Origin of the sequence: Pseudoalteromonas sp. T1lg48 (assembly GCF_002964785.1) — a bacterium.
Classification (GTDB): domain Bacteria; phylum Pseudomonadota; class Gammaproteobacteria; order Enterobacterales; family Alteromonadaceae; genus Pseudoalteromonas.
In genome coordinates, this window is sequence record NZ_PQCC01000009.1 from 1 (window position 1) to 13,306 (window position 13,306).

The 13,306-nt window shown below is 51.6% G+C and carries 13 protein-coding genes; 6 read left to right on the plus strand and 7 right to left on the minus strand.

All coding sequences use genetic code 11. The features are described 5' to 3' along the window. Positions 1-276: 276 nt before the first annotated feature. Both C2M29_RS08625 and uvrD read right to left on the minus strand, forming a co-directional pair. On the minus strand, positions 277-2,373 hold the full coding sequence (locus C2M29_RS08625; protein WP_105189400.1) for a GNAT family N-acetyltransferase: 2,097 nt from the start codon (positions 2,371-2,373) through the stop codon (positions 277-279). Further along, on the minus strand, positions 2,318-4,483 hold the full coding sequence (gene uvrD / locus C2M29_RS08630) for a DNA helicase II (RefSeq protein ID WP_105189423.1): 2,166 nt from the start codon (positions 4,481-4,483) through the stop codon (positions 2,318-2,320). Before uvrD ends, C2M29_RS08625 begins: the two co-directional genes overlap by 56 nt. Before the next feature lie 177 nt (positions 4,484-4,660). On the opposite strand from uvrD, the gene C2M29_RS08635 reads away from it, so the two are divergent. Next, the gene (locus C2M29_RS08635) at positions 4,661-5,074 is read left to right on the plus strand and encodes a GNAT family N-acetyltransferase (protein ID WP_105189401.1); all 414 of its coding nucleotides are present in this window, start codon (positions 4,661-4,663) and stop codon (positions 5,072-5,074) included. A 7-nt stretch (positions 5,075-5,081) separates the two neighbouring features. On the opposite strand, the gene C2M29_RS08640 is transcribed toward C2M29_RS08635, so the two are convergent. The 5 genes from C2M29_RS08640 to lptM form a co-directional block, all read right to left on the minus strand. Further along, the gene (locus C2M29_RS08640; protein WP_105189402.1) at positions 5,082-5,774 is read right to left on the minus strand and encodes an HAD-IA family hydrolase; all 693 of its coding nucleotides are present in this window, start codon (positions 5,772-5,774) and stop codon (positions 5,082-5,084) included. Between the two features lie 8 nt (positions 5,775-5,782). After that, positions 5,783-6,715, minus strand: a complete 933-nt coding sequence (gene xerC / locus C2M29_RS08645; protein ID WP_283247860.1) for a tyrosine recombinase XerC — start codon at positions 6,713-6,715, stop codon at positions 5,783-5,785. Further along, a complete protein-coding gene (locus C2M29_RS08650; RefSeq protein WP_105189403.1) occupies positions 6,712-7,323 on the minus strand; it encodes a DUF484 family protein in 612 nt (203 codons plus the stop codon). The genes xerC and C2M29_RS08650 overlap by 4 nt, the downstream gene beginning before the upstream one ends. Beyond that, positions 7,320-8,150: a diaminopimelate epimerase gene (gene dapF, locus C2M29_RS08655; protein ID WP_105189404.1), complete on the minus strand. Its 831-nt coding sequence runs from the start codon at positions 8,148-8,150 to the stop codon at positions 7,320-7,322. Before dapF ends, C2M29_RS08650 begins: the two co-directional genes overlap by 4 nt. A gap of 62 nt (positions 8,151-8,212) precedes the next feature. After that, positions 8,213-8,398 (minus strand): LPS translocon maturation chaperone LptM, encoded by a 186-nt coding sequence (gene lptM, locus C2M29_RS08660; RefSeq protein ID WP_105189405.1) that lies wholly within the window; start codon positions 8,396-8,398, stop codon positions 8,213-8,215. Between the two features lie 146 nt (positions 8,399-8,544). On the opposite strand from lptM, the gene cyaY reads away from it, so the two are divergent. The 5 genes from cyaY to C2M29_RS08685 are packed head-to-tail and all read left to right on the plus strand — an operon-like array spanning position 8,545 to position 13,305. After that, complete coding sequence (cyaY, locus tag C2M29_RS08665; protein WP_105189425.1) at positions 8,545-8,865, plus strand: iron donor protein CyaY; 321 nt, start codon at positions 8,545-8,547, stop codon at positions 8,863-8,865. Beyond that, entirely contained in the window at positions 8,866-9,525 is a 660-nt protein-coding gene (locus C2M29_RS08670; RefSeq protein ID WP_105189406.1) for an alpha/beta hydrolase, read from the plus strand. Between the two features lie 21 nt (positions 9,526-9,546). Beyond that, positions 9,547-10,449 (plus strand): DUF2914 domain-containing protein, encoded by a 903-nt coding sequence (locus tag C2M29_RS08675; RefSeq protein WP_105189407.1) that lies wholly within the window; start codon positions 9,547-9,549, stop codon positions 10,447-10,449. Between the two features lie 18 nt (positions 10,450-10,467). Further along, positions 10,468-11,409 carry a hydroxymethylbilane synthase gene (gene hemC / locus C2M29_RS08680; RefSeq protein ID WP_105189408.1) on the plus strand — a complete coding sequence of 314 codons (942 nt, stop codon included), beginning with the start codon at positions 10,468-10,470 and terminating at the stop codon, positions 11,407-11,409. Positions 11,410-11,436: 27 nt separating this feature from the next. Then, positions 11,437-13,305 carry a uroporphyrinogen-III synthase gene (locus C2M29_RS08685; protein WP_158684690.1) on the plus strand — a complete coding sequence of 623 codons (1,869 nt, stop codon included), beginning with the start codon at positions 11,437-11,439 and terminating at the stop codon, positions 13,303-13,305. The last annotated feature ends 1 nt before the right edge of the window (position 13,306 follow it).

Genomic DNA, 13,306 nt, shown 5'->3' on the forward strand with positions numbered 1-13,306 from the left:
AGTGAAACGAAACAGCGTCGATGATAGTGTGGCATTTGCCATGTGAAAGTAGAACATCGTCAGGGCCTTATTAAAGAAACCCGTTGCAGCTATGCAGCGGGTTTTTTGCTTTCTGGCGTTTTTAATACACCATACACACTCTATCGCCTGAAACCAGCCCCAATTTAGAATCGCTATAAGTTAGAGTTGCTCCCTGTGGCTTGGTTAGAACGGTAGAACTTGGAAAAAAGAAACCCGCATAATAAGCGGGTTTTTGTGTTTAGAGGGACTTTGGCTTTATTTTAGAAGCTGTTGAATGAAGCTTTTGATCAGCTGCTGGTACTGTTTTTTACTCAGTTCGGCAGGCTTGGCATCTACGCTGTTAAATATGAGCGCAAGAATCACTTCTTGAGTTTCTTTAGGCGCCATAGCAAGTGACAACCAGTTTGATTGAAGATAGCGCCGCAGGGCGCCATAGGCTTGTGCTAGCGGGATCTGACCTAGGGTAAAACGCATTAGGGTATGATGATCGGCCTGGCTGGGTTCGGCCTTGGGGCATTCGCATAATAGTTTTAGTAACAGACGACTCTCCAAATCGGCAAAATAATGCGCTATTAGGTGTGGCAGATCCTTTTGCCAGGCCTTGATAACCGGTGACAATAGCTGGGTGCCTTGTTCAGTGAGCCCTTTTGCCATTAGGGCGCTGTATTCACCGCTGACATGATCCCGCTTAATGCCCAGCTTAATGGTGCTGAGACCAAGACGTTGCCAAAATTCCAGCAGGCTGGCGTGAGCTCCAAAGCTGGTGCCAAGTATGGCAACCTTATGTTGTGTGAGATCGTCACCGATAAAGTTCATCAAATCACTCCCTATTCCCTGATGGTGGAGCTGCGGGTGCACGGCAATACGCACTATGCGCGCGCAGGATACCTGCGCCAATTGTGATTCACCGCTTAGCTGCGCCAGGCTTTGAGCAAGAAGATGCGCTTGCGGACGACGTTCACCACTTACAACCTGGGCCGCCATTTGCTCATCGAAGCGACCTTCCAAGGTAATAACAGCCACGGCGACCAGTTGCTCGCCTTTTCGGCTCAGGTAAATACGCTGTCCCGGCGCATCCAGTAATTGGCGAAAGTCATTGGCCGAAGTCTGATAATGGGCCAGCACCAGTAAAGCAAACACCTGCTTTAGTAATTCCGGCTGCTCGCGCAGTTTAGCCGTATCGATAGCAATATGAGTTAATGCTTGTTCGCAGGGCTGGAGTTCCTTGCTGGCGGCATCAAGCACCAGTAATTTGTTGATCCCCTGTTCCAAGGGATCCCCCGAGGCGAAGCGAAACGGTTCGTTTAAAACGCGCTCGCGAAAGTTAGAGTAGTGCCTTTGCAAATAGGCTTTAAAGCGCAATGTGTAACCCCGGCCACTGCCTTCGTAACCGGCTAGGGTACTGGCAAAGACCACGCGTGGATAGATAGCCAAAAGCTGTTTAAGAATATGTATCGGCAGGGTGGCCGCTTCATCGACCAAGAGTAGATCACAACTGGGTTGCTCGTGCAGTACGCGATCCGGAGGCATATATTCCACATTACCAAGACTCAGATCTGTGTCCTTGGCCTCGGCAAGGGATGCCGTATCGCTCAGGTGTTTAAACACGGTACTTACCGCGCGACGCTGAACGGCACATAAGATGATGCGTTTATCGCTCAGCTGGCCGGCGGCTATACCTAGTGCGGCAGACTTGCCACGACCCCGGTCGGCGCTAATTAATAGGGGGCGATGTGCTCTACCCTTAGCGGTTTTAATGATTTGCTCTACGACAGCTAGCTGTTCGCTTGTATCCGGTCGAGCGTTACCCTCAGGGGTATCGGCAACCAAGGTGATGCAATTCGAGCTCCCCGCAGATTGCTTGATGCTAACAAAGTCGGTTTCTACTAGTTGCTGTTCTAACCAGGCCCAAAAATGGCTTTGTGTTGGTGTGGAGTAACCGTAAGAAACGAGCTTATCCATACCCGGATCGATAAAGGTGCTGGTATCTTCCGGCAGCATAAGCACCAACAAACCCCCGGCTTGCACCGTGCCCGCCAGCGCTGCGAGTTTATCGGCGTAAAAGCCGCTGTAACAGTCGTAGGCGGCGTGGGCATGCTCTTGCCCCAGGATCTGGTGCAGATGATGCGGCCACTGGGCCTGTCTCAACTTTTCATTATTGCTGAGCACATACCATGGAGCGGCTGTCAGTTTCTGGAGCGCTATTAATTGCTCGTAACACCATTGCCGTTCGCCACGCAATAACAGCGCTTGGCGCCATCGCTGGCGCTTTAATTGGCTGAGTAAGTTTGTGACTTCAGAGTGCTTGCAAGCGAGCATAGGCGGTGACCAACCATTTACTGCCAACGTCATCAAAGTTTACCTGCACCCGCGACTGGGCCCCGGCACCTTCATAATTCAATACCGTGCCCTCGCCAAACTTGGCATGTAGCACGCGTTGGCCGAGATTAAAGCCGCTATCGGCAAACGCCGCTTGTGTTAGCGATGGGCTAAAACGGCCCGACTGTTGCGGCGCAGTTACCTTGGTTCTAACGCGAATTTCTTCGACGCAGTCATCGGGTAGCTCTCGCAAAAAGCGTGATGGGCTGTGATACTTTTCCTGACCATAGAGGCGACGGCTTTCCGCATGAGTGATATACAACTTATCCATGGCACGGGTCATACCCACATAGCAAAGGCGACGCTCTTCCTCTAAGCGACCGCTTTCTTCCTGGCTTTGTTGCGATGGGAACATGCCTTCTTCAACACCGGCCATAAAGACAAGCGGGAACTCCAGGCCTTTTGCCGAGTGCAATGTCATCATCTGCACTGCATCTTCATGCTCTTCGGCCTGACCTTCACCGGACTCTAGCGAGGTGTAGGCTAGGAAGCCTTGCAGTGGCGATGAAAACTCTTCATCTACCGGTAATTCGTATTGCTCACAGGCGTTGATTAATTCTTCTAAGTTCTCTACGCGAGCCCGGCCTTTTTCACCTTTTTCCGCCTGATACATAGCCATAAGACCTGTATTTTCAATGGCGTACTTGGTTTGCTCGGCCAAAGTCAGATCGCCAATATGGGCTTCGATGCCATCGACTAACTCCAAGAACCGGGTTACCGCGGTGGCGGCGCGGCCGGATAAATGCTTTTGCTCTATGATTGCCTTGGCGGCATACCAAAGCGGCAGTGACTCGGCGCGGGCACAGTCACGAATATGGCTGAGGGTTTTATCCCCGATGCCGCGGGTGGGCGTGTTGATTACACGCTCAAAGGCGGCGTCGTCTTGGCGATTACTTACCAGGCGTAAATAGCTAAGGGCATCTTTGATCTCCTGACGCTCGAAGAAACGCATGCCGCCATAAATACGGTATTTCATGCCCTCTTGCAGTAAAGCCTCTTCCAGTACACGGGATTGGGCGTTATTACGATACAAGATGGCGCTGTCACTGAGGGCATTGCCGGCCTCGAGCCAGGTTTTAATTTTGCCGACAATAAAACGGGCCTCATCCAGCTCGTTAAAGGCAGCATAGATGGAAATAGACTCACCTTGGTTACCATCGGTCCACAGGCTTTTACCCATACGCTCGGAGTTGTTTTCAATCAGCGAGTTTGCCGCTTTTAGAATCGTTGCCGTGGAGCGATAGTTTTGTTCCAGGCGAATGGTTTCGGCATCAAAGTCGTCCAAAAAGCGTTTAATGTTTTCAATACGCGCCCCACGCCAGCCATAGATACTTTGGTCGTCGTCGCCGACTATCATCATGGAGTTGGTATCACCGGCGATCAGAGCCAGCCAGCGATACTGAATTGTGTTGGTATCCTGGAACTCGTCCACCAGAATATGGGCAAAGCGCTGCTGATAGTGACGCAGCAGCGCAGGTTGTTGCTGCAGCACTTCGTAGCAGCGTAGCAGGATCTCGGCAAAGTCGACTAAACCGGCGCGGTCACAGGCCTCTTGGTAGGCGCCGTATACCCTCTGTAATAGCTGTTCGTTGACGTCATAGGCTTGAATGTCGCCAGGGCGCAGGCCCTCATCTTTTTTGGCGCTGATATACCAGGCGATATGCTTTGCCGGCCATTTCTTTTCGTCGATATTCATGGCCTTAAGCAAGCGGCGTATCATACGTTGCTGATCATCACTGTCGAGAATTTGGAAAGACTCAGGCAATTTTGCTTCACGGTGGTGAGCACGCAAAATACGATGGGCCAAACCGTGGAAGGTACCAATCCACATGCCACCGGCGGAGCCTTGAATGGTTTGTTCGACTCGGGCACGCATTTCTTTGGCCGCCTTGTTGGTAAAGGTCACCGCAAAGACACTATAGGGTGAGGCGTTTTCTACCTGCATCAACCAGGCGATACGATGGACCAATACCCGGGTTTTACCTGAGCCCGCACCGGCAAGAACCAGCATATTTTGCAAGGGTGCTGCTACCGCCTCTCGTTGTTTATCGTTCAAGCCATCAAGTAATTCAGATACATCCATCGCCACATCCACCTATTGTTAGTTTGGCAAGTATAACAAGAGTTCTGCTTTGGCTAAATAGAATACTGTTTTTATAAACAGGTATGCCTTAGCAAGCGAATTACCGGCAATTTACCGCTAACTGCTTGTTCTCATATTAGTTAACATAGGCGCCATGGGTACTTCGGGAGTTAGATAATGAGACGGTACGAAATTGTCAGTGACAGCAGTGAGCAATTAAGTGATTGGCTTAAAGAACAGGTGGTTGCTTTTAACAAGTCACATTGGCCCGTACAAAGACAAAACCTCGGTTTTAGAGTCAGCAATGATAAGGGAGAAGTGGTTGCGGGCATTGCTGGACGATGCTTTGGCCATTGGCTACTCATCGATTGGTTATGGGTCAACCCTGAGCACAGGGGGCAAGGCTACGCCAACGAACTTCTTTATAAACTGGAGCGGGCAGCCAAGGAATTGGGTGCGACAAAGGCCGTACTCGATACCCTGGAGTTCCAGGCTCCCGACTTTTATCGCCGCCATGGTTACGAGGAGGTCTTCGCGCTAGCTGATTACCCTCTTGATGGGCGTCGTAGCTATATGGTTAAAGCACTTTAGTTCGTATTTAACCTAGCTCCGTCAATGCCATGATGTCGTCAATCTCACAGCAAGGCAGACCCTTATAGGCATATTGAATGCCTTGATTATTGAGCCAAATGCTGCGACATCCGGCATTGTTCGCACCTTGCACATCTGTGTCCAGGCTATCGCCGATATGGATGATTTCCTGGTTCGCAACCCCAAGACGCTCGGCGGCATGATCGAATAAATCCCGATGAGGCTTGGACTTGCCATCGGGCCCGGCCATCAAGACTAACTCGAATTGATCTCTGAGGTTGAACTTGGAGACATCGACATTGCCGTTGGTAATGGCGATCAGTCGATATTTACGTTTAAGTGATTCCAGCAGGGCTAATATCTCATCGCTTACGGTGATCTTGCTGCGTGCTTCGGCAAAAATCTCGTAGGCATTGTCAGCATGGTATTGTTCTACCCCAATCTTATCCATGGCGTAAGTGAGCGCTTGCTTACGAATTTGCGTAACATCATGAGCCAGCGCTGGATCACGGGCAATCACGATGCGACGGCAGTCTAGCCAAAAATCATCGCCTTGCTCCAGCCATCCCGGTAGGGTAAGCAAATAATCCTGCTGTGCCTGCAACGCTGCCTTGATGATAGGGTGGTTATCATACAGGGTGTCGTCCAGGTCAAAGCTCAGTACCTTGGCGGGAGCCATGGCTCGATTAAATCGCATCATTCGGGCTGTTACTTCTGTTTTTTAGCTCTGGGGTGGGTATTATCATACACCTTGGCCAGGTGTTGAAAGTCTAAATGGGTATAAACCTGGGTTGCCGACAAACTGCTGTGGCCCAGTAGTTCCTGCACCGCCCGCAGATCGCCGCTCGACTGCAAGACATGAGAGGCAAAGGAGTGGCGCAATTTATGAGGATGAACCTGAGCACTCAGGCCTTGTTTGACTCCCCATTCACGCATGCGCTCCCGTACATGACGCACAGAAATACGGGTTTTCCGTTTCGATAAAAACAGTGCCTCGGGGTCGGCACCGACAAAGGCGCCGCGCACCTTGAGCCAGGCATTAATTGCGGTAATGGCCTGCGAACCCACCGGTACCAAGCGTTCTTTATTACCCTTACCTAGGACACGAATTTCAGCACTGCGCAAATCGATATCATTGCAGTTAGTATTAACCAACTCACTGATCCGCAGTCCACTGGAGTACATTAATTCCATCATGGCCTTGTCGCGGATGGCGAGCGGATCGTCATCGTCGATCTCAAGCAGTTGATGCATCTGTTCAATATCCAGATTGCGGGGCAGCGGCTTATCAAACTTGGGGCCCTTTACAAATTGCGCCGGGTTATCAAGGTGTGGATTATAGGCCCGTAAAAAGCGAAAAAAGGCGCGCAGGCAACTGAGCTTAAGGTTGACGGTGCGAGCCCCCAAGCCCTTGGCACGCAATGACATGGCATAACGGCGAATATCGTCACCGCTAATGGTCAACCAGCCATCCCGGTCATCATAAAAGTATCGAGCCACCTCTAGGAGTTGCCGCTGGTATTGCTCCAAGGTGTGACTGGAGTATTGTTTTTCATAGCGCAGATAATGGTGATAGTCGCTCACGGGTAAGCGCCAGCTGTCGGTCATCACGGCAAAGGTGAGAGCCTGCGACTCGCTCATGATAGGGCTGTTAAGCGCTCTTGCAGGGCTTTGACAAATTCAAAGATAAACAGACTGTCCTGGGCCGGTTCAAAGTGCAGTTCATCTTCACTGGCAAAGGCCAAAATGGCTAACGGTGATGGTAATTCACCAATCAGGTATAGGGCGGCGCTTTTGCTCTGGCCGGCAAAGATCAGCGCTTGTTCCTGCTCTGACAGGCGGCCAAGGTAGTGATTGTTTTGCTCCAGGCGTTTATCCAGCAAGGGTTGTAGCTCGTCGGTGAACTTAATCAGTTTACACTCACTGATCTGCAATTGTTCGCAGATCAGGGCTTCCAGTCCCGCCGCCAGTTCGACAAACTCGGCATCCCGCATCAGCTGGCGATGACAGGCGCTGAATACTTGAAACACTTTTTCATTTTGTTTCGCCTGAGCGACCAATTGTTGTAACTGTTGTTGCAGCGCACGATTTTGTTCGCGCAGCACTTGTTGCTGGCGTAATTGCAAAGAGGCGACGCTTTCATGCGTTGCACCCAGGTTCATCGCGGCGAACACCTCGGGGTGTTGCAGCAGAAAGTCTGGGTTGTCTTTAAGATAGTCGGCGATTTGCTCTTTGCTTAATTCACTCATAAGGCTATTTGTCCATCAAAAACATGCTCGGCGGGGCCAGTCATCTTGACCGGGTGACCTTCGCCCTGCCAGCGGATCTGCAAGCTACCGCCAGGCAGATCTACTTTGACATTGTTGCCTAGCTTATTTTGTAGTTGTCCAACCACGGCTGCGGCGCAGGCTCCACTGCCACAGGCCAGCGTTTCGCCGGCACCACGCTCCCAGACCCTGAGCTTAATATGGTTCGGATCGATCACCTGCATAAAGCCAACATTGACCTTTTTCGGGAAGCGTTCATGCTCTTCAACCAAGGGGCCCAGGGTATGCACGTCGGCGGTGTCGATGTCGTCAACCTCGATCACGCAATGGGGATTACCCATGGAGGCGGCGCCAACAAACAGGGTTTGCTCCTGCTGGCGTAAAATATAGGTGAGTTCGCGTTTACTGGCTTTTAGCGGAATTTCTTTGGGTTCAAGCATGGGCTGTCCCATGTTCACAGTGACCTGACCGTCTTTTTCAATATATAAGATCATGTTGCCACCCTTGGTGGAAACAGCAATCTTGTGCTTATTGGTGAGGCCTTTCATGCGTACAAAACGGGCAAAGCAGCGAGCGCCGTTACCGCATTGTTCCACTTCGCTGCCGTCGGCATTAAAAATACGGTAATGGAAGTCTAAATCCGGTGAATAGGGTGCCTCGACCATTAACAATTGGTCGAAGCCAACGCCAAAGTTACGGTCGGCCAGTCGCTTGATTTGGTCGCGGGAAAGAAAAATGTTCTGGGTCACGTTATCGACGACCATAAAATCATTTCCCAGCCCGTGCATCTTGGAGAAGTTAACTAACATAACGCTCTTACATCATCCCTCTATGCCATCACTATGCCTGCAAAACGCAGCCAACTCTAGGTTTATTGCTGCTGTTGCGGGTCGCTGGCCTGTATTTGCGCCTCGGCCTCTTGTTCTTGCTGTGAGGCGGGCTGCTGGATCTCGGGTTGTTCTTGCGGCAGGTATAAGGGGCCACTTTGACCACAGGCGCTTAGTAGCGTTAAGCTGACGGCTACAACAAGGTGAGGCAATCGGTGACTGTTATACATAGTGATTCGATAGATAATTAATATGACTCGTTTTATAATCGCAGAGTAACAGAAAATACCGAAAATGTAGTCGTTGCTGTTGAATTATTTCCCCTTCACAACGTCACCGCCAGGACAGGAGCGCAAGCCAAATGAGTGAAACCACCATGACCGACACCCAGTACCATCAGCTGGCCGATGCATTGATGTTGACCATCGAAGAGCAGATCGACGATTTAGATGCGGATTTAGACTATGAATCGGCGGCGGGGATATTAGAAATCATCTTCCCCGATCGCAGTAAGATAGTGATTAACAAGCAGGCGCCATTACACCAGGTTTGGGTTGCCACTAAATTTAACGGCCACCACTTTGAATTACATGGTGAGCAGTGGATAGATAACCGCTCCGGCGCCGAGTTCTGGCAGTTTATGTGTGACGCGGCGACTAAGCAGGCGGGTGTTGATATCCGCTGGGAGCATGATTAAGTGAGTCAATTCGACGGTGCCAGTTACTTTAATAGCCCGGCTCATAAAGCCACGGTGATCTGGTTACACGGTTTAGGGGATTCCGGCGATGGTTTTGCCCCCGTGGCCCCGCATTTAGCCCTGCCCGATGAGCTTGGGGTGAAATTCTTATTTCCTCACGCGCCGGTTCAAGCCGTGACCATTAACGGCGGCATGGAAATGCGCGCCTGGTACGATATTAAATCTCTTGATCTAGATAAACGTGCCGATGCCCAAGGTGTGCAACAATCAGCGCAACGCATTAGCGCGCTAATCGATGAGCAAATCGCAGCCGGGATACCGGCGGATAAGATTATTCTTGCAGGCTTTTCGCAAGGCGGCGTGATTGCCTTGCATCTCGCCCCTCGCTATAAGCATAAGCTAGCCGGGGTGATGGCCTTATCAACCTATATGTCTCAGCCCGAGTTATTAGCCGAGCAAGCGATACATAAAGACCTCACTATTTTTATGGCCCATGGCGAGTTTGATAACGTGGTGCCGTTGACGGCTGGCAAACAGGCCTATCAGTGTTTACAGGAGCAAGGGATGGCGGTGTCCTGGCAAACGTATGCCATGGCGCACCAGGTCTGTGAACAAGAGCTTGAGGCTATTCGACAATGGCTGATAGAGCGACTAAGTTAAAAGAGATCTAGGAACCAGCGCATGGGACAAAAAATCGTGATTACTGCGAACATGAATAATAATACACCGCGCATTGCCCGCAAGGATGTGGTCTATCAGTGGCATTGGCATCGCATCGGCACCGCCGCAGGGGTTGGGGCTGTTGCCATTGGCGCGCTTTGGTATGCCGCTTTTACCCCAGCCAATGCCGAGCAAAGCAGGATTATCGAGTCCGAGTTAGCCGCAAGCCAGTTAGTTGTTGCGCCAGTTGCCAGTAGTGAGGAGTTTGGTGATGAACAGCCTATGGCTGCAGAGCCAGCGCTGGTGGAAGAGCCATTAGAGGAGCCGGTTATGGCCCCTGCATTAGCCACCGAGGTAAATCTTGAACCGCAATCGCTTAATAGCTCAGCGCAAAACGACGTTGAGCCTAATGAGATAGCAACTGCCACCGAGGTAAGTCAAGCGAACGAGGGCAAGGCTGAACCGGTCGCACCTGTCCAGGCCGAGTCCGTTCGGACCGCACCCGTTCAGGCCGAACCAACACTCGCCGCCGCCGATTTTAATGATGAAGCCAAGGTTGCCAACCTGGCCCAGGGCAGCAAAATCGATACCGATAAGGTGAGCCGAGCGGTCTTGACCACACAAGTGCAAGATCGTGAGCCGGTGAGCGCCTTAGGACGTGAAATTGCCATGGATGACTTCGATGAACGTTTGGTGTTTTTCACCGAGTTACGAGGTTTGCAGGGGCAACAGGTAAGCCATATTTGGTATTTTGAAGAGCAGCAGGTGGCACGCGTAGAACTCGGCGTTCACACCGCGCGTTATCGCACCTTTTCATCGAAACGCATTATGCCCAGCCAAGTTGGTTTGTGGCGTGTAGAATTACGAGATAACAATAATAAGTTATTGGCAACCAGAGAATTTCGTTTAACTGCCAAGCCTTAACTTTGAATTAGGAAATACATGACAACTGCAACTCAGCGAGTGCGAATTGCCACTCGTAAAAGTGCCCTAGCTTTGTGGCAAGCCGAATTTGTAAAGGCTGAATTAGAGCGCCATCATGCAAATATTGAAGTCGAACTGGTAACCATGACCACCAAGGGCGACATTATTCTCGATACTCCTTTGGCTAAAGTTGGCGGTAAGGGCTTGTTCGTCAAAGAATTAGAGCAGGCCATGCTGGAAGATCGTGCCGATATCGCGGTGCACTCCATGAAGGATGTGCCGGTGGATTTCCCACCCGGTTTAGAGCTACACACCATCTGTGAGCGTGAAGACCCGCGTGATGCCTTTGTATCTAACCGCTATGCCGATATCGACAGCCTACCCGAGGGGGCGGTTGTTGGTACGTCGAGCTTACGCCGTCAATGCCAACTCAAAGAGCGCCGTCCCGATCTCGATATTCGCGATCTGCGCGGAAACGTTAATACCCGTTTAGCGAAGCTGGACGACGGCCAGTACGACGCCATTATCCTTGCCGCCGCCGGCCTGATCCGCTTAGAAATGAGCGATCGCATCCGCAGTTTTATCAGTGCCGAAGAGTCGTTGCCGGCCAATGGGCAAGGTGCCGTGGGTATTGAGTGTCGCAGTGACGATGAGCAAATTAAAGCCCTGCTGGCGCCGCTGGAGCATACGCAAACTCGTATCCGTGTTGATGCCGAGCGTGCCATGAACCGCCGTTTGCAAGGCGGGTGTCAGGTGCCTATCGGTGCGTACGCCGTGATTGAGGGGGACCAGGTGCATCTGCGTGGTCTGGTGGGCTCGTTGGATGGTAAGCAAATTTTACGGGCCGAAGCCAAGGGTCCTATTAGCGAAGCTCAGCAACTGGGTGTAAGCCTGGCCGAAGAACTCCTGGCCCAAGGGGCCGATGTTATTCTGGCCAAGGTGTACGGTGAAATAAAATAGTAGTGGACGAAAGCGATGGCGCATGCAATGGCACATATTGTTGTTACTCGGCCCCAGGGTAAGGGGCAAGAACTGGCGGATCTGCTAAGCGCCCAAGGGCATAAGGTCACTCAATGCCCGGTGCTAAACATAGAGTATCTCGACAGTGACGAACAACAGCTGGCGACCCTGGATGAAGCCGATATTGCCATTTTCGTCTCTCAGGATGCGGTTACCGGCTTGTATCAGCAACGTGCCAGCTTGCCTGCTAGCTTGCAATGTGTGGCGGTGGGAGAAGCCACCGCCGAGGCGATAGAGAGCCATTTTCAGTATCGCGCCCTGGTGCCCGAGCAGCATGACTCTGAAGGCGTACTGGCGCTGCCTCAGTTGCAGCAAGTTGACGGTAAGTCAGTGGTGCTGGTTAAGGGCCGCGGTGGACGCACCCTGATAGCCAAAACCCTCAAGCAGCGTGGTGCCTTTGTTAATCCGCTGGTGGTATACGAGCGCAGTGCGGCACAGCCAAGCAGCGATGCCTGGTTGAAGCAATGGCAGCAGGATAAGGTTGATGCCCTGGTAATAACCAGTAACAGCAGCGTCGATGCCATCTTTGCCAGCCAAGATCCGCAATTATTACAGTGGCTTAAATCGCGACATTTCTATATCGTTAGTGCTAGAACAGGGGCGCACTTAGAACAGCAGGGTGTGGCCTCGGACCATATTAGTATTGCCGCAGGCGTGACTAACCAGGCCATCGCCGCGTGTATCGACAGTGAGCAGGAAAACAATATGAGCGAGCAGCCAGAGCAGGAACCGGCATCTTCGAATGAGCCGGCGGCCAAAGTAAATAAGCCGGATTCAAAAATGCAATCGGACGCTGCGCCGGCAGGTCAACGTCAAGGCATGAGCAAGATCGGCTTATTGGCTCTTCTGATTGCCCTTGGTGCCGGTGCTGGAACTGGTTATTTATATTGGCAACAGTATCAGCAGCAAAGCCATGCGGCTGAGCAAGAAAATGCCGCGCTGACGCAAATGCAACAGCGAGTGCAACAATTGCAGAGCGCTAATCAGGCACTGACAGAGCAAATCAAGGCCTTAGGCAGCGCACAACAAACCCAGCAACAGCAAAGTCAGCAATGGCAGCAAGATTTTAATGACGACATCAGTCGTCAGCTGAGTGCCAATCAACGCTCGCTGATCACCCATGTTGAGCAAAGTATTGCCGCAGCGCAAGATAATACTCAGCCACCGTTAGATATGAATGAGTTGCGCCGTTTGGTGGCCCTGGCCGATTTTAAAATTTGGTCGGAAAATAACTACGCCGGTGCCGCTTCCGTGCTTGAACGTGCCGATGCACTGCTCGCCAGCTACCCAGGTAACGCCCAGCTAAGGCGGGCTATTCACAGCGATCTGCAAACCCTGGCCAGTATCGAGCTGGCCGACGTGCAAGCCATTGTCCTGACCTTGCATGGCTTGGGTCAGCAGGTAGATAAACTGGCTTTCAACATGGTTGATTTGCCGGACGAACCGGTTGCAGCGGATAATCAGGAATTATCGGACAATGTTTCCGACTGGCGGGCCAATTTAGGGCGCTCCTGGGACAAGCTGGTGGATGACTTTATCAAGGTGCGCAAACGCGAGGCGACCATAGAGCCCTTGCTGGACAACGAACAACAACGCCTGATTAAACAGCGTCTGCACTTTTACCTCGATCAGGCCGGTTTTGCCGCCACCCACCAGTATATCGACCTGTATAAACAATCGCTGCAAGGCGCAGCGGATTTAATCACTCGCTACTTTGATTTATCACAGCCGCAAACCAGCCAGTTCCTTAGTCAGCTCAAACAGCTAAGACTACAACAGCTGACGCCAGCGCAACCAGTTAAGCTGGCCACCGTCAGTGTTCTAGAGGAGTCTTAAC

Coding starts and splice junctions, on each gene's coding strand:
- C2M29_RS08650 (WP_105189403.1), bottom strand. CDS start 7,323: ATGAGTGAATTAAGCAAAGAGCAAATCGCCGACTATCTTAAAGACAAC.
- C2M29_RS08625 (WP_105189400.1), bottom strand. CDS start 2,373: ATGACGTTGGCAGTAAATGGTTGGTCACCGCCTATGCTCGCTTGCAAG.
- xerC (WP_283247860.1), bottom strand. CDS start 6,715: ATGAGCGAGTCGCAGGCTCTCACCTTTGCCGTGATGACCGACAGCTGG.
- uvrD (WP_105189423.1), bottom strand. CDS start 4,483: ATGGATGTATCTGAATTACTTGATGGCTTGAACGATAAACAACGAGAG.
- C2M29_RS08635 (WP_105189401.1), top strand. CDS start 4,661: ATGAGACGGTACGAAATTGTCAGTGACAGCAGTGAGCAATTAAGTGAT.
- dapF (WP_105189404.1), bottom strand. CDS start 8,150: ATGTTAGTTAACTTCTCCAAGATGCACGGGCTGGGAAATGATTTTATG.
- C2M29_RS08685 (WP_158684690.1), top strand. CDS start 11,437: ATGGCACATATTGTTGTTACTCGGCCCCAGGGTAAGGGGCAAGAACTG.
- hemC (WP_105189408.1), top strand. CDS start 10,468: ATGACAACTGCAACTCAGCGAGTGCGAATTGCCACTCGTAAAAGTGCC.
- cyaY (WP_105189425.1), top strand. CDS start 8,545: ATGACCGACACCCAGTACCATCAGCTGGCCGATGCATTGATGTTGACC.
- lptM (WP_105189405.1), bottom strand. CDS start 8,398: ATGTATAACAGTCACCGATTGCCTCACCTTGTTGTAGCCGTCAGCTTA.
- C2M29_RS08640 (WP_105189402.1), bottom strand. CDS start 5,774: ATGATGCGATTTAATCGAGCCATGGCTCCCGCCAAGGTACTGAGCTTT.
- C2M29_RS08675 (WP_105189407.1), top strand. CDS start 9,547: ATGGGACAAAAAATCGTGATTACTGCGAACATGAATAATAATACACCG.